Raw genomic sequence first — 17,273 nt, forward strand, 5'->3', positions numbered from 1 at the left:
TCGGGCAGCGCGCCGATCTCGGGCGTGATCTCGCCGGGCGAGAAGGTGCGCCAGAAGGGCCTGATCTACGCGGCGACGCCGGCCAGCGATTTCATCTGCGGCACGCTGCAATTGGCAGCGGGCATCAACCTGCATGTGTTCACGACCGGCCGCGGCACACCGTACGGACTGGCCGAAGTGCCGGTCATCAAGGTCGCCACGCGCAGCGACCTCGCACGCCGCTGGCACGACCTGATGGACGTCAACGCGGGCCGCATCGCCGACGGTGAGGTGACCATCGAGGACGTAGGCTGGGAACTGTTCCGACTCATGCTCGACGTGGCGAGCGGCAAGAAGAAGACCTGGGCGGAGCAGTGGAAGCTGCACAACGCACTGGTGCTCTTCAATCCCGCGCCCGTGACCTGAACTCAAGTTTGACTCATCGAAAGCCCGCAACCTCCAACAATCGGAACCGCGGCATTCCAACCCCTGGAGACAACATGCAACGCCGCACCCTCATCCAAACCGCCCTCGCCTCGCTCGGCGGGGCCCTTCCGCAACTGCCTGCCTTCGCGCAGGCCCAATGGCCAACCGGGAAGACGATCACCTACCTCGTCCCCTTCCCGGCCGGTGGCACGACCGATGTACTGGGCCGCCTGATCGCACAGAAGCTCGGCCCGGTGCTCGGCACCAACGTCATCGTCGACAACAAGGGCGGCGCCGGCGGCAGTGTCGGCTCCGAGGTCGCCTCGCGCGCCGCGCCCGACGGCTACATGCTGCTGGGCGGCACCATCAGTTCGCACGCCATCAACGTGAGCCTGTATCCGAGGATCGGCTACGACCCGTTGAAGTCCTTCGCGCCGGTGACGCTGATCGGCACCAATCCTGTTGTGCTGGTCGTCAACCAGGCCAGTCCATTCAAGACGCTCAAGGACGTGCTGGCGGCCAGCAAGGCCAAGCCCGGTGGCCTGTCCTCGGCTTCAGCCGGGACGGGCACCTCGCAGCACCTGGCGCTCGAACTCCTGGCGTACAAGTCCGGCGTCAGGTTCACGCACATCCCTTACAAGGGAAGCGGCCCGGCCATCCAGGACGTGATCGGCGGACAGGTCGACATGATGTTCGACACCACGGTGGTCGCCGGCCCACACATCCAGAGCGGCAAGCTGCGCGCGATCGCGGTCACCTCGGCCAAGCGCCTGCCTTCGATGCCGGACGTGCCCACGATCGCCGAATCGGGCATACCCGGGCTCACGGATTTCGAAGTGGTGTCGTGGCAGGCGATCTTCGTGCCGGCCGGCACGCCCGCGCCGATCATCGATCGCCTGCACACCGAGATCCGCAAGATCCTCGCGCAGCCCGACATGCAGGAGAAGCTCAAGAGCTTCGGCATGGAGCCAGCCGACATGACGACTGCGCAGATCGCGGCCTTCCAGAAGGCCGAGGTCGAGAAGTGGGCGCAGGTGATCAAGGCGGCGAATATCAAGGCGGAGTGAACTGCCCCCGAGGGGGCCGCAGGCCGCGTTGGGGGGGCCGGCGCCCGCCTGAGCGCTCGTTAGAATCGCCCACCCATTCGCCAAAAAAGCAGCCTTGTCCGATCGCCTTGCCGTCCTGTCGCAGTATCTGCTCCCCAAGCAAGCGCTGACCACTTTCGCCGGCTGGGTCGCGGGCAACGAACGCGGCGCCGTCACGACCTGGATCATCCGCCGCTTCGTCGCGAAGTACGGCGTCGACATGGGCGAGGCACTCGACAGCGACATCGCGAGCTACCCGAGCTTCAACGACTTCTTCACGCGCGCGCTGAAACCCGGCGCGCGTCCTATCGCGCGGGCCGACCTGGTGTCGCCCGTCGACGGCGCCATCAGCCAGTTCGGCCCGATCGAAGGCGACCAGATCTTCCAGGCCAAAGGCCACAGCTACTCGACCACCGCGCTGGTCGGCGGCGACAAGGCGCTCGCCGCGCAGTTCACGCAGGGCAGTTTCTCCACGCTGTACTTGAGCCCCAAGGACTACCACCGGATCCACATGCCCTGCGACGGCCGCCTGCTGCGGATGATCCATGTGCCTGGCGACCTCTTCTCGGTCAATCCGACCACGGCGCGCGGCGTGCCGGGCCTCTTCGCGCGCAACGAGCGCGTGGTGTGCGTCTTCGAGACGGCACGCGGCCCCTTCGTGCTGGTGCTGGTGGGCGCGACCATCGTCGGCAGCATGGCGACCGCGTGGCACGGCGTGGTGAATCCGCCGCGCAGCGGCGAGGTGCGCGAATGGCACTACGCCGACCAGCAAATCACGCTCCGGCAAGGCGAAGAGATGGGCCGCTTCCTCCTGGGCTCGACCGTCGTGATGCTGTTTCCCGCACCGCCGGTGGTCTTCAATCCGGCATGGGCGCCCGCGCGCCCGATCCGCCTGGGCGAGGCGATGGCCACCTATTCAGATCACGTCGCCTGATGTAGCGAACGGGCCACAGCCCGCATCCGGCTTGCATTCACAGCTATAAAACTTGTAGCAATCGACCTTTCGGGATATAGTCGCCGGCCATTTTGAGTGGTCACGCACCTGTCATAAGAAAAACAGGCGGACATCAGGCCGTCGCGCCCCGAGGAGATGAAGTCGATGAGCAGCAAGGAAAACGCAGCCGTCAGCCAATTGCTCGCGCTGCTGGAAGCTCGCTATGCGCTGCGCGTCCTCTGGGCCCTCCGGGACGGCCATGCGCAGACCTTCCGCCTCTTGCAGGACAGCGTCGGCAGCATCACGCCCAACACGCTCAACACCCGCATCAAGGAATTGCGTGAAGCAGGCCTCGTCAACCACGGCCGCGAGGGCTACAGCCTGACGCTCAGTGGGCAGGATCTGCTCAAGCGGCTTTCCGACCTGCAGGCCTTCGCCGGGAAATGGCAGCAGGGCCAGGTCAAGAAAGTGCCCCCGCCCACCCCCTGAAGGCCCGACCTGCCATCGAGCCCCGGCGGGGGCGGTCCCGGCCTCGTTAAACTGCGCGGTTTCCTTCCACATTCCAAGGAGCGAACCATGCCCACCACCCCCTCCGGCCTCCAGTACGAAGACACCACGGTCGGCGACGGCGCCGAAGCCAAGGCTGGCCATCACGTGCACGTGCACTACACCGGCTGGCTCTACAACGACGGCGTGCAAGGCGCCAAATTCGACTCCAGCCGCGACCGCAACGACCCCTTTGCCTTCTCGCTCGGCGCCGGCCAGGTCATCAAGGGCTGGGACGAAGGCGTCGCCGGTATGAAAATCGGCGGCAAGCGCACGCTGATCATCCCGGCCTCCCTGGGCTACGGTGCGCGCGGCGCAGGCGGCGTCATCCCACCGAACGCCACCCTGAAGTTCGACGTCGAGCTGCTCGACGCGCATTGAGCTGTTTCAGCTCCCCGAAATGCGCCCTCACCGGCGCATTTTTTTGCCTTGAAAACCTTGGCGCCTGGCCCCAGATGCCTGCCTATTGTTTGTTTTCGTTGATTTCCGGCCTGGCCGCCGGCTTTTTTGAGCATGTCAGACCCGCAAAACCCCCAACTGAACCCTGATTCCTTGCAAGGCGAGCCCAGCCCAGAAGAACTGGAAGCCGCGCAAGCTGCGAACGAGGCCGACGCGCTCGCCTCCGCCCAGGCCGAGATCGCCGAGCTCAAGGCAAAGAACGCCGAACTGGCCGACCAGTTCCTGCGCGCCCAAGCCGACGTGCAGAACGCGCGCCGCCGTGCGGACGAAGAAGTCAGCAAGGGCCGCAAGTTCGCGATCGAAGGATTCGCCGAAAGCCTCCTGCCCGTGCTGGACAGCCTTGAAGCCGGACTGACAGTGCAGGACGCGACGATCGAGCATCTGCGCGAAGGCACCGAAGCCACGCTGCGGCAACTCAAGAGCGCGCTGGAGCGCAACAAGGTCATCGAAATCGCCCCCGCGTCCGGCAGCAAGTTCGATCCGCACCTGCACCAGGCGATCTCCGTGGTGCCGGCGCCGGAACAAGCGCCCAACACCATCGTCGGCGTTCTCCAAAAGGGCTACACGATCGCGGACCGCATCCTGCGCCCCGCCCTCGTGACCGTCAGCAGCCCGAGCTGAAAACCCACAAGAAACCCACAGGAAACCCCCGCTTCATCCCTTGAATCGCACCCGGTTATCCACAAGTTCACAACAACCTCATTTCAGATTCCCAGGAGCAACAACATGGCCAAAATCATCGGCATCGACCTCGGCACCACGAACTCGTGCGTGTCGATCATGGAAGGCAACGCCACGCGCGTGATCGAGAACTCTGAAGGCGCCCGTACGACGCCTTCGATCGTGGCCTACCAGGAGGACGGCGAAGTGCTGGTCGGCGCCTCGGCCAAGCGTCAGGCGGTCACCAACCCCAAGAACACCATCTACGCGGTCAAGCGCCTCATCGGCCGCAAGTTCGAAGAAAAAGAAGTCCAGAAGGACATCGACTTGATGCCTTACAGCATCACCAAGGCCGACAACGGCGACGCCTGGGTCGAAGTGCGCGGCAAGAAGCTCGCTCCCCAGCAGATCAGCGCCGAAATCCTGCGCAAGATGAAGAAGACGGCCGAAGACTATCTCGGCGAGACGGTGACCGAAGCGGTCATCACCGTGCCGGCCTACTTCAACGACAGCCAGCGCCAGGCCACCAAGGACGCCGGCCGCATCGCGGGCCTGGACGTCAAGCGCATCATCAACGAGCCAACCGCTGCAGCGCTGGCCTTCGGCCTCGACAAGCACGACAAGGCCGACCGCAAGATTGCCGTGTATGACCTCGGCGGCGGTACCTTCGACATCTCGATCATCGAGATCGCGGACGTTGACGGCGAAAAGCAGTTCGAAGTGCTGTCGACCAACGGCGACACCTTCCTCGGCGGCGAGGACTTCGATCAGCGCATCATCGACTACATCATTTCCGAGTTCAAGAAGGAACAAGGCGTCGACCTGAGCAAGGACGTGCTCGCGCTGCAACGCCTGAAGGAAGCGGCCGAAAAGGCCAAGATCGAACTGTCGAACAGCGCCGCGACGGACATCAACCTGCCCTACATCACGGCCGATGCCTCGGGTCCGAAGCACCTGAACATCAAGCTGACGCGCGCCAAGCTCGAAAGCCTGGTCGACGAACTGATCGAACGCACCATCGCCCCCTGCCGCACCGCCATCAAGGATGCCGGCGTCAGCGTCTCCGACATCAGCGACGTGATCCTGGTCGGCGGCATGACCCGCATGCCCAAGGTGCAGGACAAGGTCAAGGAGTTCTTCGGCAAGGACCCGCGCAAGGACGTGAACCCCGATGAAGCCGTGGCCGTCGGCGCCGCCATCCAGGGCCAGGTGCTCTCGGGCGACCGCAAGGACGTGCTGCTGCTGGACGTGACCCCGCTGTCGCTCGGCATCGAGACCATGGGCGGCGTGATGACCAAGATGATCACGAAGAACACCACGATCCCGACGAAATTCGCGCAGACCTTCTCGACCGCCGAGGACAACCAGCCGGCCGTGACGATCAAGGTGTTCCAGGGCGAGCGTGAGATCGCCTCGGGCAACAAGCTGCTCGGCGAATTCAACCTCGAAGGCATTCCGCCGGCCTCGCGCGGCACGCCGCAGATCGAGGTGAGCTTTGACATCGACGCCAACGGCATCCTGCACGTCGGCGCCAAGGACAAGGGCACCGGCAAGGAAAACAAGATCACCATCAAGGCGAACTCGGGCCTGTCGGAAGACGAGATCCAGAAGATGGTGAAGGACGCCGAACTCAACGCGGCCGAGGACAAGAAGAAGGTCGAACTGGCCCAGGCTCGCAACCAGGGCGAAGCCATGGTTCACAGCGTGAAGAAGTCGCTCGGCGAACACGGCGCAAGCCTGGATGCCGGCGAAAAGGAAAAGATCGAAGCTGCGATCAAGGACGTCGAGGAAGCCCTGAAGGGTGAAGACAAGTCCGCCATCGAGGACAAGACCAACACGCTGATGACCGCCAGCCAGAAACTCGGCGAGAAGATGTACGCTGACGCGCAGGCAGCGGCCGGTGCGGCCGGCGGCGCGGCCGGCGCTGGCCCGGAAGCTGCAAGTGCCCCGGCGGACGACAACGTGGTCGACGCCGAAGTCAAGGAAGTCAAGAAGGGCTGATCTTCATGCCCTGAACCAAGGCTGGACCCGCTGCAAGGTGGGCCAGCCTTTTCCGCTTCCTGACCCTGCTTCCTGACGACGACTCCGCCCGACCCCGATCATGGCCAACAAACGCGACTACTACGAAACCCTCGGCGTTCCCAAGAACGCAAGCGAGGAAGAAATCAAGAAGGCTTATCGCAAGCTTGCGATGAAGCACCACCCTGACCGCAACCACGGGGACTCCAAGGACGCCGAGAACAAGTTCAAGGAGGTCAAGGAAGCCTACGAAATGCTGTCGGACTCGCAGAAGCGCGCCGCCTACGACCAGTACGGCCATGCGGGCGTCGACCCCAACATGCGCGGCGGTCCGGGCGCGGAAGGCTTCGGCGGCTTCGCGGAAGCCTTCGGCGACATCTTCGGGGACGTCTTCGGCCAGCGCGGTGGCCGCCAGGGTGGGCGACAGGTGTACCGTGGGAGCGACCTGAGCTACGCGATGGAAGTCACGCTCGAGGAGGCGGCCGACGGCAAGGACGCCCAGATCCGCATACCCAGCTGGGACGACTGCGGCACCTGCAAGGGCACGGGCGCGAAACCCGGTACCAAGCCGATCACCTGCACGACCTGTCACGGCCAAGGCGCCGTCCAGATGCGCCAGGGCTTCTTCAGCGTGCAGCAGACCTGCCCGACCTGCCATGGCTCGGGCAAGATCATCCCGGAACCGTGCATCACCTGTCACGGCCAGGGAAAGATCAAGAACAACAAGACGCTGGAAGTGAAGATCCCGGCCGGCATCGACGACGGCATGCGCATCCGCAGCACCGGCAACGGCGAACCCGGCACCAACGGCGGCCCGCCCGGCGACCTCTATATAGAGATACGTCTCAAGAAGCACGACCTGTTCGAGCGCGACGGCGACGACCTGCACTGCGTGGTGCCGGTCAGCATCACCACGGCCGCGCTCGGCGGCGAGATCAGCGTGCCGACGCTCAAGGGCCCGGCGGCGATCGATATTCCTGACGGCACGCAAAGCGGCAAGCAGTTCCGCCTGCGCGGCAAGGGCATCAAGGGCGTGCGGTCGAGCTACCCCGGCGACCTGTATTGCCACGTCCGCGTCGAAACCCCAGTCAAGCTCACCGAGCACCAGCGCAAATTGCTGAAGGAACTGGACGAGTCGCTCAAGAAGGGCGGCGAAAAGCACAGCCCGACCGACAAGGGTTGGTTCGACAAGGCCAAGGAATTCTTTAGCTGAATGTGGCTCGCCCCCAGGTTGGCTCACTTCGTGTAGCCGCCCACCCCCTACCGGGGGCAACACCAGCGGCCCGGCGGAGCCGGTTCCGCGGTGTTTCACGAAAGGGGCCGGGCTTCGCTGGGCGGCAACTACGGCGGAGGTGGGGTGAATTCGAAGCCTCCTTGCGCACGGAGACAGCGTGATCTTGGGCCTGCGATCAGTTCGACGAAGCGGCGTGCAAGGTCTGGCTGGCGCGTGTTCGTGCTGACGGCGGCGGTGTAGATCGTGGTCAGCTCGAAAGCCGCGGGCAGTGGGCCCACGAGCGCGATACCGGGCGTGTAGTTGATCTCCGTGATCTGCGTGCAGCCGATGGCGCCGGGCGTCGGGTCGGCCGCCATTTCCCTCATGGCGGTGGCGCCGTTCGGGAAGGTGCGCAGGCGCGACGCCACCGCCGCAGCAATCTCGAGCTTTTCCAGGATGGCTGCGAAATGGATGCCGGCGGTCGAACGCAGCGCATCCGGAAAATAGATCGCCCTTGCGGCAAGCAAGCTGGCCCTGAGCGCTTCGGGCGTCGCGATATCCGGCCGCGGCTCACCCTCACGGACTGCGATCCCGGTGCGAACGCGGCCCAGCGAAGACTCCGAACTCCGCACGAGGCGCCCTTCGGCCTGCAAATCGGCAATCATGGCGGCGGTGACGACCATGACGTCGCAAGGCTCGCCCGCGAGGAGCGCTTCCTTCATCGCGCCGACAGCGCCGAAACGGCCCTCGATCTTGGCGCCGGTCAGTTCCAGGAACACCCCTTGCAAAGCCTTCACCAGACCTTGCGCGGCGCCCGCGCACAGAATGTTCATTGGTCCGCCTTGGCGCCCGAGATCTTGACGATCCGCGCCCATTTGTCGATGTCCTGGCTCACGTAACGCGTGAAGTCGGCGACGTTCATCGGCATGGGTGTAGCGCCTTGCGCTTTCCAGGCGCGAATCACTTCGGGATTCGACGCGATCTTCTGCACTTCGGCGTTCAATCGGTCGACGATGGCCGTAGGCGTGCCCTTCGGCGCCATCAGGCCGAGCCAGATCGTGGCTTCATATTTGGGCACGCCGGCTTCGTCCACCGTCGGAACATCGGGCATGACCGCCGAACGCGCCAAGCCGGTGGTCGCCATTGCCTTGACCCGGCCGCCCCGCACGTGCTCCGTCATGGTCGGCACGGCGTCGAACATCATGTCGACCTGACCACCCAGGATGTCGGTGCGCGCGCCGGCGCTGCCCCGGTAGGGGATGTGGAGGATCGACACGCCCGCCATCGCCTTGAAGAGTTCGCCCGCCAGGTGATAGGGCGTGCCCGGGCCGGAGGACGCATAGGTCAGCGCACCGGGCTTCGCCTTGGCGAGCTTGATCAACTCACCCAGGTTGTTCACCGGCAAGCCGCTGCGCGTCACAAGCACGAGGTCGGAGGAATTGATGGCGGCGATCGGCACGAAGTCGCGCATCAATTGGTAAGGCTTGTTCGGAATGAGCGACTCGTTGACCGTATGCGCATTCGACATCAGGAGCAGCGTGTAGCCGTCCGGCGCGCTCTTGGCAACCACGTCGGTGCCGATGACGGATCCGGCACCGGGCCGGTCATCCACCACGAAACCCTGACCCAGCGCCTCCCCCAGCCGCACTGCGACGAAGCGCGCATAGACATCGGCCGGGCCGCCGGCGGCGAACGGCACGATGATCCGCACCGGCCGCGACGGGTAGTCCTGGGCATGGGCCGCCACACACGGCACCGCCGCAATCAGCGCCGCAGCCCACCAACGCGCCTTCAGACGCAGACATCGGGTCCACAGTGTCTTCACGGTTGTCTCCAGGTGGAGGGCGATCCGCCGTTTCGGTCACTCTCGGATTTGGTATTGATTGGTATGCTGCCACGCCAATGCAAACCAATATACCGATGGGGCCGCGTCGGGTCAATGCGAGGGCGGGTTTTCCGCAACGCCCGCCGGCGCGCGCTCAGTAGCCGAGCAGGTTGCGCCGCACGTGGACCAGGTGGCCGAGGCACAGTTCGCTGGCACGCGTGGCGTCACGGTCCTTCAAGGCCGCGACCAGATCGCGGTGCTCACGCTGATAGGCCAGCCGGCGTTCGGGCGTGGCGCTGCGGCGCTTTAACATGCCCCATTCGCTTTGCGCGCGGACTTCGTTCATGCGCTGGAAGACGGTGGAGATGAAGGCGTTGTGCGCGGCGTCGGCGATCGCCTCGTGCAGCTTGCCGTCCCACAATTCGAACTCCTCGATGGTCGCTGCCGCCTCGCCTCTTTCGCAGCAGTTGTCCATTCTGTCGAAGTCGGCCACGGTCGCGTTGCCGATCACCATCGCGATGATGGCGGGTTCGAGCACCAGGCGGGCGCTCATCAGTTCGGCCGGACTGGTTGCCAGCGGTGACTCGCCACTGGTGATCTCGGCCAAGGCGCGTCCCACTTCGTCGCTGACATAGGTCCCGCTGCCCACCGTCTGCGTGATCAGGCCCCTGCCTTTCAGGTCCGCCAGAACCCGGCGCACGGTCGAACGACTGAGCCCGTACTGGCCGCTGAACTCCCGCTCGGTCGGCAGGCGATGGCCGGCCCGCCACGTCCGTGACTTCAGGTTCTCGAGAATCGCTTCCCGGAGGGTCAGGGCACTGTGCACGATCGCGAATTCGTTGGGTTGATGGGGGCGCTCCGATCGTAACAACCTCGGCGCGGGCCGGGCTCTATTGTGAACTTGGTATTCGATTGGTAGCATTTGGTCGCCATCGAGGAGTTCATTTTGCGCATTGCCACCTACCAATATCAAGGCCAACGGCACGTCGGCCTCGTTTCGGACGATCAAATGACGATCGCACCGCTTCAACTCGACGCCTCCCAGGTCCATCGCGGCGCGCTGTCGCTTATCGAAGCGCAGGCGTCAGGCGGTTCCGGATTGCCACCGACCGGCAAAGCAATACCGCTGCGCGAGGTCAAGCTGGAAGCGCCGCTGCCGATGCCGCGCCGCAACATCTTTTGCGTGGGCCGCAACTACCACGCGCATGCCAAGGAGTTGTCGGGCTCGGTTTTCAAGAACAGCGCGGCCAGCGTCGACGCCTGGCCCATCGTCTTCACCAAGGTGCCCGAGTGCGTGATCGGACCCAATGACGAGGTGCAGTTGCCCGGCGAGGCCATTTCCGCGCAGATCGACTACGAAGCCGAACTTGCCGTGGTGATCGGCAAGAGCGGCCGCAACATCTCACGGGACGCGGCGATGTCGCACGTGTTCGGCTACACCATCGTCAACGACGTCACGGCGCGCGATGTGCAGATGCGGCACCAGCAGTGGGACCTGGGCAAGTCGTTCGACACCTTCTGCCCGATGGGGCCCTGGATTGTGACTACCGACGAACTCGACGGCACTCGCACCCGCGTGCGTTGCTGGGTCAACGGCGAAATGCGGCAGGACGGACAGACCACCGACCTGATCTTCGACATCCCCACGCTGATCGAAACCTGCTCGCGCGGCATCACGTTGCACGCGGGCGACGTGATCGCGACCGGGACCCCGGCCGGCGTCGGCATGGGTTTGACGCCGCCGAAGTACCTCAAGTCCGGCGACGTCGTCCGCATCGAAATCGACGGCCTGGGCGTGCTGGAGAACCGGTTCGCCTGAAATCGCACAGATCGCACACCAAGAACACGATGGAGACAACAACCATGTACCCCTCACGACGCGCGCTGCTGGGCGCCGCGCTGATCACCGTCGCCACGGGCGCGCTCGCGCAAGGCGCGTGGCCCGAAAAGCCGATCACGATGATCGTGCCCTTTCCGCCGGGCGGCGTTGCCGACACTGTGGCGCGGCCGGTGGCCGAAGCCATGTCCCGCGAACTCAAGCAACCGGTCATCGTCGAGAACAGGGCGGGCGCCGGAGGCGCCGTCGGCATCGGCTTCGTGGCGCGCGCGCCGGCCGACGGTTACACCGTGCTGATGAGCCTTTCGTCGATCTCCATCCTTCCGGAGGCCGACGCGATTCTGGACCGCAAGCCCGCGTATCAGATGAACCAGTTCAAGCCGATCGCCCGCTTCACGGCCGATCCGACGGTGCTGGTCGTGCGCGCGGATGCGCCGTGGAAGACGCTGGCCGACTTCGTTGCCGACGCGCGCGCCAAGCCCGGCACTTACAACTACGGGAGTTCAGGCAACTACGGCACCATGCATGTGCCCATGGAGATGCTGAAGAACGCAGCGGGCTTTCGCATGACGCACATTCCTTACACCGGTGCGGGCCCGGCGGTCGTTGCGCTTCTCGGAGGTCAGGTTGATGCGGTTGCGAGCGGGCCGTCGACCGTGGTGCAGCAGATCAAGGGCGGCAGGCTGCGCGCCCTGGCGCACTGGGGCGATCGGCCGCTGGCCGCGCTTCCCGAGGTGCCGAGCCTCGAACAGGCCGGATACAAGGTGAAGTTCGCGCAGTGGTCGGGGCTCTTCGTTCCTGCGGGAACGCCCGACGACATCGTCCGCAGGCTCCGTGCCGTGTCGGCCAAAGTCGCGGCAGACCCTGCCGTGGCGCAGGTGATCGAGAAGGCAGGCAGCCCCCTGGCCTATCTTGATGCACCGGAGTTCCAGGCCTACTGGAACGCGGACGCAAGCGCCATGACCGAAGCCGTCCGAAAAATCGGCAAGGTCGAATGACCCGCGCGAAATCGATGCAAAAAGGCGGCCCGACGGCCGCCTTTTTGTTGTGCGCCGGCCGTCTTTCGAATATTGATGAGCGATTGTCGCCACTTCGGCGTTTATTCGTACGCCAGCAGCACGGCCCGAACGTTGCTAATGAAAATAGATCTTCAAGAAATATGGAAAGCACCGACAGACGCACGCGACGAAACCGGACAGGTTACGCTGCTGATCGTGCGTCAACATGTTGTGCGACACGACCATCACGTGCACTCGGATTTGTGATTGATCGAGCGTCGCGCAACTTTTCCGCTGAACTTTCGAACTTCGTTGTGGTTCTTATCCGAAAAGCAATTTGCTGGACGCGTTCTTTGTTCTATGCTTTGAGCAAGTTCCTGCTTGAGGAGTTAATCCAAAGCGTGCACACATCACCTGGCACCATTCCTGCGAACGATGCAACGTGTGCAGCACGGAGACTCCGGGCAGCGCCCCGCTGACTCGATGGAGGTGTCTATGGATGTCATCAGTAACTTCGCCGCTCGTTACGAGCGTACGCGCGAAGAGGTCCTGTCCCTGCAGGAATATCTTGAGATCTGCAAGCGGGAGCCCATGGCGTATGCCACTGCGGCCGAGCGCATGCTCGAAGCCATCGGCGAGCCCGAACTGGTGGACACGCGAAACGACCCTCGCCTGTCGCGAATCTTCGCGAACAAGGTCATCAAGATATACCCGGCGTTCCGCGAGTTCTACGGCATGGAAGACTCTATCGAACAGGTGGTGTCGTACTTCCGGCACGGCGCGCAGGGCCTCGAGGAAAAGAAGCAGATCCTCTATCTGCTCGGCCCGGTCGGTGGCGGCAAGAGCTCCATCGCCGAGCGCCTCAAGCAGCTCATGGAGCACGTGCCCTTCTATTCGATCAAGGGTTCGCCGGTGAACGAATCGCCGCTCGGTCTCTTCGACGCGACGGAAGACGGCGAGATCCTCGAGAAGGAATACGGCATCCCTCGCCGCTACCTGCAGCGCATCCTCTCGCCCTGGGCTGTGAAACGCCTCGAAGAGTACGGCGGCGATATCCGCAAGTTCCAGGTGGTCAAGCGCTACCCGTCGGTGCTGCGGCAGATCGCGGTTGCCAAGACCGAGCCCGGCGACGAGAACAACCAGGACATCTCGTCACTGGTCGGCAAGATCGACATCCGCAAACTCGAGGACTACGCGCAGGACGATCCTGACGCCTACGCCTACTCCGGCGGCCTGTGCCTCGCCAACCAGGGCCTGCTCGAGTTCGTCGAAATGTTCAAGGCGCCCATCAAGGTGCTGCATCCGCTGCTGACGGCCACCCAGGAAGGCAACTTCAAGGGCACCGAAGGCTTCGGCGCGATTCCTTTCGACGGCATCGTGCTCGCGCACAGCAACGAGAGCGAGTGGAAGGCGTTCCGAAACAACAAGAACAACGAGGCTTTCCTCGACCGCATCTACATCGTCAAGGTGCCGTACTGCCTGCGCGTGTCCGAGGAAATCAAGATCTACGAGAAGCTGGTGCGCAACTCGTCGCTGGCACATGCGCCATGCGCCCCCGGAACGCTGCGCATGATGGCCCAGTTCTCGGTGCTGACGCGTCTCAAGGAGCCCGAGAACTCCAGCATCTTCAGCAAGATGCAGGTCTACGACGGCGACAATCTGAAGGACACCGACCCCAAGGCCAAGTCCATCCAGGAGTACCGCGACTACGCCGGTGTCGACGAAGGCATGAGCGGCACCTCGACGCGCTTCGCGTTCAAGATCATCTCCAAGGTCTTCAACTTCGACAGCAGCGAGGTGGCCGCCAATCCGGTGCATCTGATGTATGTGCTGGAGCAGCAGATCGAACGCGAGCAGTTCGCGCCCGAGACCGAGCAGAAGTACCTGTCCTACATCAAGGAGCTGATGGCCCCGCGCTACGCGGAATTCATCGGCAAGGAGATCCAGACGGCGTACCTCGAAAGCTACTCGGAGTACGGCCAGAACATCTTCGATCGCTACGTCACTTACGCCGACTACTGGATCCAGGACCAGGAGTACCGCGACCAGGACACCGGCGAAGTCTTCGACCGAGGTTCGCTCAACGCCGAGCTGGAAAAGATCGAGAAGCCCGCGGGCATCAGCAACCCGAAGGACTTCCGAAACGAAATCGTCAACTTCGTGCTGCGCGCGCGCGCCGGCAATGCAGGCAAGAACCCGCTGTGGACCAGCTACGAGAAGCTTCGCACCGTGATCGAGAAGAAGATGTTCTCGAACACCGAAGAGCTTCTGCCGGTCATCAGCTTCAATGCCAAGAGCAGCGCCGACGAGCTCAAGAAGCACGAGGATTTCGTCAATCGCATGGTGCAGAAGGGCTACACCGCCAAGCAGGTGCGTCTGCTGTGCGAATGGTATTTGCGCGTACGCAAGAGTTCATGATGAGTTGAAGAAGGAGGTCAGGCCGTGGCCATGCTGCAGCAGATCATCGACCGCCGGTTGTCGGGCAAGAACAAGTCCATTGGCAACCGCGAGCGTTTCCTGCGGCGCTATCGCGAGCAGATCGGCGAAGCCGTGCGTCGCGCGGTCAGCGGCCGTGGCATCCGGGACCTCGAACAGGGCGAGGACATCACGCTGCCCAAGCGCGACGTGTCGGAGCCCGTGTTCGGACACGGCCAGGGCGGCGACCGCGAGTACGTGCATCCAGGCAATCGCGAGTACGTGAAGGGTGACCGCATCGAACGCCCGCAGGGCGGCGGTGGCTCGGGCAGCGGCTCGCAAGCCGGCGACGGCGAGGGTGGCGAGGACGATTTCGTCTTCCGCCTGACGAAGGAAGAGTTCATGCGGGTCTTCTTCGAGGACCTCGCCCTGCCCCACCTGATCCGCACGCAACTGGCCGAAGTGCCCGAGTGGAAGAGCCACCGCGCCGGCTTCGTCAGTGACGGCAACCCGAGCAACCTGCACGTCGTGCGTTCGATGCGCGGCGCCCTTGCGCGGCGCATCGCGCTCGGCGGCGACTCGCGGCGCGAGATTCGCGAACTCGAGGCCCACCTGCTGCATCTGCAACGCAGCCCGCGCGTTTCGGACGCGCTGATACAGCGTGAGATCCGCGAAACCGAGGCCAAGCTCGAAGAGTTGCGCAGCAAGGCCAAGCACGTGCCCTTCCTCGATCCGATCGACCTGCGCTACCGCAATCGAGTGCGTGTGCCGGTTCCTTCCGCCAAGGCGGTGATGTTCTGCCTGATGGACGTCTCGGGTTCGATGGACGAGGCGCGCAAGGACATGTCCAAGCGCTTCTTCATGCTGCTCTACATGTTCCTGACGCGGCACTACGAGAAGATCGACCTCGTCTTCATCCGCCACCACACGCAGGCCGCCGAAGTCACGGAGGAAGAGTTCTTCCATGCCACCGAAACCGGCGGCACGGTGGTCTCGAGCGCGCTGACCCTGATGCTCGATATCGTGCGCGCGCGCTATCCCAGCACCGAATGGAACATCTATGGCGCACAGGCAAGCGACGGCGACAACTGGCACCAGGACAGCGGCCGTTGCCGCGAACTGCTGAGCGAGCACCTGCTGCCGCTCGTGCGCTACTACGCTTATGTTCAGGTGGCCGAGGCCGAGCAGAACATGTGGGAGGAATACACCCAGCTGCTCGAATCCCACAAGAACTTCGCGATGCGCAAGGTGGCCGACGCGCAAGACATCTATCCGGTGTTCCGCGAACTGTTCAAGAAAGAGAGAGGAACGGCGTGAACGACAAGACACGAACGCCCTTGCCCAGCCCGTCGGACTGGACTTTCGAGCTGATCGAGCAATACCACGGCGAGATCGCCCGGATCGCTCGCGGCTACAAGCTGGACACCTACCCCAACCAGCTCGAGATCATCACGGCCGAGCAGATGATGGACGCCTACGCCTCGGTCGGCATGCCGGTCATCTACCGCCACTGGTCGTACGGCAAGCAGTTCATCGCGACCGAAAAGAACTACCGCCGCGGCCACATGGGCCTGGCCTACGAGATCGTCATCAATTCGGACCCCTGCATCGCCTACCTGATGGAAGAAAACACCATGGCGATGCAGGCCCTGGTGATCGCCCACGCCGCCTACGGCCACAACAGCTTCTTCAAGGGCAACTACCTCTTCAAGATGTGGACGGATGCCTCGTCCATCATCGACTACCTCGTCTACGCCCGCAAGTTCATCAGCGAGTGCGAGGAGCGCCACGGCGTGTCGTCCGTCGAAGACCTGCTCGACTCCTGCCACGCCCTGATGAATCACGGCGTCGACCGCTACCGCCGCCCGCAAAGACTGTCGCTCAGCCAGGAACAGGTGCGCCGCGAGGAGCGCGAGCATCACCTCCAGCAACAAGTCAACGACCTGTGGCGCACGCTGCCCAAGCGCGCCGGCCGCAGCGCCGAGGAAGATGAAGCGGCCAAGCGCTTTCCCGCCGAGCCGCAGGAGAATCTGCTCTATTTCATCGAGAAAAATGCACCATTGTTGGAACCCTGGCAACGCGAAGTGGTGCGTATCGTGCGCAAAATCGGGCAGTACTTCTATCCGCAGCGCCAGACACAGGTGATGAACGAGGGCTGGGCGACCTTCTGGCACTACACCCTGCTCAACACCCTCTACGACGAAGGCCTGCTGGCCGACGGCTTCATGATCGAATGGCTGCAGTCGCACACCAACGTCGTGTTCCAGCCGCCGATCGGCCATCGCGCCTACAGCGGCATCAATCCTTACGCGCTTGGATTCGCGATGTATACGGATTTGCGGCGCATCTGCGAAAAGCCGACCGAGGAGGACAAGCGCTGGTTCCCCGACCTCGCGGGTTCCGACTGGMAGACCTCGCTCGACTACGCGATGCGCAATTTCAAGGACGAGAGTTTCATCGGCCAATTCCTGTCGCCCAAGCTGATGCGGGATTTCCGCTTTTTCGCGGTGAGCGACAAGGAAAGCGAATCCGAACTCGAAGTCTCGGCCATCCACGACGACAGCGGCTACCGGCAACTGCGCGAATCGCTGTCACGGCAGTACGACCTGAATCACCGCGAGCCCAACATCCAGGTGTGGAGCGTCAACCTGCGCGGTGACCGTTCCCTCACGCTTCGCCACACGCAGCACAACAACCGCCCGCTCCACGATGACTCGCAAGAGGTGCTCAAGCATGTCGCGCGGCTGTGGGGCTTCGATGTGCACCTCGAAAGCGTGGACACCCAGGGGCGCATCAGCCACCGGAAGGTGTCGGGACCGCAGGCGTCCTAGCTGGCGGCGGCATTATTCGGGAGACACCGCGGAACCGGCTCTGCCG

Annotated in this window: 15 protein-coding genes and 1 pseudogene; 13 read left to right on the forward strand and 3 right to left on the reverse strand. The window is 63.7% G+C overall.

From position 1 onward, the window contains the following. The 8 genes and pseudogenes from garD to dnaJ all read left to right on the forward strand — a co-directional run. A pseudogene (garD, locus tag AC1DN9_RS08745) lies at nt 1–405 on the forward strand (galactarate dehydratase); the annotation flags it as partial. 74 nt (nt 406–479) lie between these two features. After that, complete coding sequence (locus AC1DN9_RS08750) at nt 480–1,472, forward strand: Bug family tripartite tricarboxylate transporter substrate binding protein (protein WP_478099178.1); 993 nt, start codon at nt 480–482, stop codon at nt 1,470–1,472. A gap of 94 nt (nt 1,473–1,566) precedes the next feature. Then, nucleotides 1,567–2,424: an archaetidylserine decarboxylase gene (asd, locus tag AC1DN9_RS08755; protein WP_478099180.1), complete on the forward strand. Its 858-nt coding sequence runs from the start codon at nt 1,567–1,569 to the stop codon at nt 2,422–2,424. A gap of 165 nt (nt 2,425–2,589) precedes the next feature. Next, nucleotides 2,590–2,913: a winged helix-turn-helix transcriptional regulator gene (locus tag AC1DN9_RS08760; RefSeq protein WP_478099182.1), complete on the forward strand. Its 324-nt coding sequence runs from the start codon at nt 2,590–2,592 to the stop codon at nt 2,911–2,913. Between the two features lie 87 nt (nt 2,914–3,000). Beyond that, nucleotides 3,001–3,351: an FKBP-type peptidyl-prolyl cis-trans isomerase gene (locus AC1DN9_RS08765; protein ID WP_286666068.1), complete on the forward strand. Its 351-nt coding sequence runs from the start codon at nt 3,001–3,003 to the stop codon at nt 3,349–3,351. A gap of 132 nt (nt 3,352–3,483) precedes the next feature. Beyond that, entirely contained in the window at nt 3,484–4,050 is a 567-nt protein-coding gene (grpE, locus tag AC1DN9_RS08770; RefSeq protein WP_478099183.1) for a nucleotide exchange factor GrpE, read from the forward strand. A 105-nt stretch (nt 4,051–4,155) separates the two neighbouring features. Next, a complete protein-coding gene (gene dnaK / locus AC1DN9_RS08775) occupies nt 4,156–6,090 on the forward strand; it encodes a molecular chaperone DnaK (RefSeq protein ID WP_478099185.1) in 1,935 nt (644 codons plus the stop codon). Nucleotides 6,091–6,190: 100 nt separating this feature from the next. Continuing rightward, nucleotides 6,191–7,321, forward strand: a complete 1,131-nt coding sequence (gene dnaJ / locus AC1DN9_RS08780) for a molecular chaperone DnaJ (RefSeq protein ID WP_478099186.1) — start codon at nt 6,191–6,193, stop codon at nt 7,319–7,321. Between the two features lie 128 nt (nt 7,322–7,449). On the opposite strand, the gene AC1DN9_RS08785 is transcribed toward dnaJ, so the two are convergent. From AC1DN9_RS08785 to AC1DN9_RS08795, 3 genes are all read right to left on the reverse strand, one after another. Continuing rightward, nucleotides 7,450–8,154 carry a molybdate ABC transporter substrate-binding protein gene (locus AC1DN9_RS08785; RefSeq protein ID WP_478099188.1) on the reverse strand — a complete coding sequence of 235 codons (705 nt, stop codon included), beginning with the start codon at nt 8,152–8,154 and terminating at the stop codon, nt 7,450–7,452. Continuing rightward, complete coding sequence (locus tag AC1DN9_RS08790) at nt 8,151–9,146, reverse strand: tripartite tricarboxylate transporter substrate binding protein (RefSeq protein WP_478099190.1); 996 nt, start codon at nt 9,144–9,146, stop codon at nt 8,151–8,153. Before AC1DN9_RS08790 ends, AC1DN9_RS08785 begins: the two co-directional genes overlap by 4 nt. Before the next feature lie 154 nt (nt 9,147–9,300). Continuing rightward, nucleotides 9,301–10,155: a FadR/GntR family transcriptional regulator gene (locus tag AC1DN9_RS08795; protein WP_478099192.1), complete on the reverse strand. Its 855-nt coding sequence runs from the start codon at nt 10,153–10,155 to the stop codon at nt 9,301–9,303. Between AC1DN9_RS08795 and AC1DN9_RS08800 the strand changes: the two genes are divergently transcribed. The 5 genes from AC1DN9_RS08800 (at nt 10,093) to AC1DN9_RS08820 (ending at nt 17,227) form a co-directional block, all read left to right on the forward strand. After that, nucleotides 10,093–10,965 carry a fumarylacetoacetate hydrolase family protein gene (locus AC1DN9_RS08800; RefSeq protein ID WP_478099194.1) on the forward strand — a complete coding sequence of 291 codons (873 nt, stop codon included), beginning with the start codon at nt 10,093–10,095 and terminating at the stop codon, nt 10,963–10,965. The two genes, AC1DN9_RS08795 and AC1DN9_RS08800, sit on opposite strands and share 63 nt — an antisense overlap. Nucleotides 10,966–11,009: 44 nt before the next feature. Further along, nucleotides 11,010–11,981, forward strand: a complete 972-nt coding sequence (locus tag AC1DN9_RS08805) for a Bug family tripartite tricarboxylate transporter substrate binding protein (RefSeq protein ID WP_478099196.1) — start codon at nt 11,010–11,012, stop codon at nt 11,979–11,981. Between the two features lie 495 nt (nt 11,982–12,476). Then, complete coding sequence (locus AC1DN9_RS08810; protein ID WP_478099198.1) at nt 12,477–14,399, forward strand: PrkA family serine protein kinase; 1,923 nt, start codon at nt 12,477–12,479, stop codon at nt 14,397–14,399. A 30-nt stretch (nt 14,400–14,429) separates the two neighbouring features. Then, nucleotides 14,430–15,713, forward strand: a complete 1,284-nt coding sequence (locus AC1DN9_RS08815; protein ID WP_478099579.1) for a YeaH/YhbH family protein — start codon at nt 14,430–14,432, stop codon at nt 15,711–15,713. Next, the gene (locus tag AC1DN9_RS08820; RefSeq protein WP_478099200.1) at nt 15,710–17,227 is read left to right on the forward strand and encodes a SpoVR family protein; all 1,518 of its coding nucleotides are present in this window, start codon (nt 15,710–15,712) and stop codon (nt 17,225–17,227) included. The genes AC1DN9_RS08815 and AC1DN9_RS08820 overlap by 4 nt, the downstream gene beginning before the upstream one ends. Nucleotides 17,228–17,273 lie beyond the last annotated feature (46 nt).

The sequence above is a fragment of the Variovorax sp. 05L425 genome (assembly GCF_056397705.1).

Coding starts and splice junctions, on each gene's coding strand:
- AC1DN9_RS08750 (WP_478099178.1), top strand. CDS start 480: ATGCAACGCCGCACCCTCATCCAAACCGCCCTCGCCTCGCTCGGCGGG.
- AC1DN9_RS08760 (WP_478099182.1), top strand. CDS start 2,590: ATGAGCAGCAAGGAAAACGCAGCCGTCAGCCAATTGCTCGCGCTGCTG.
- AC1DN9_RS08765 (WP_286666068.1), top strand. CDS start 3,001: ATGCCCACCACCCCCTCCGGCCTCCAGTACGAAGACACCACGGTCGGC.
- grpE (WP_478099183.1), top strand. CDS start 3,484: ATGTCAGACCCGCAAAACCCCCAACTGAACCCTGATTCCTTGCAAGGC.
- dnaK (WP_478099185.1), top strand. CDS start 4,156: ATGGCCAAAATCATCGGCATCGACCTCGGCACCACGAACTCGTGCGTG.
- dnaJ (WP_478099186.1), top strand. CDS start 6,191: ATGGCCAACAAACGCGACTACTACGAAACCCTCGGCGTTCCCAAGAAC.
- AC1DN9_RS08785 (WP_478099188.1), bottom strand. CDS start 8,154: ATGAACATTCTGTGCGCGGGCGCCGCGCAAGGTCTGGTGAAGGCTTTG.
- AC1DN9_RS08805 (WP_478099196.1), top strand. CDS start 11,010: ATGTACCCCTCACGACGCGCGCTGCTGGGCGCCGCGCTGATCACCGTC.
- AC1DN9_RS08810 (WP_478099198.1), top strand. CDS start 12,477: ATGGATGTCATCAGTAACTTCGCCGCTCGTTACGAGCGTACGCGCGAA.
- AC1DN9_RS08815 (WP_478099579.1), top strand. CDS start 14,430: ATGCTGCAGCAGATCATCGACCGCCGGTTGTCGGGCAAGAACAAGTCC.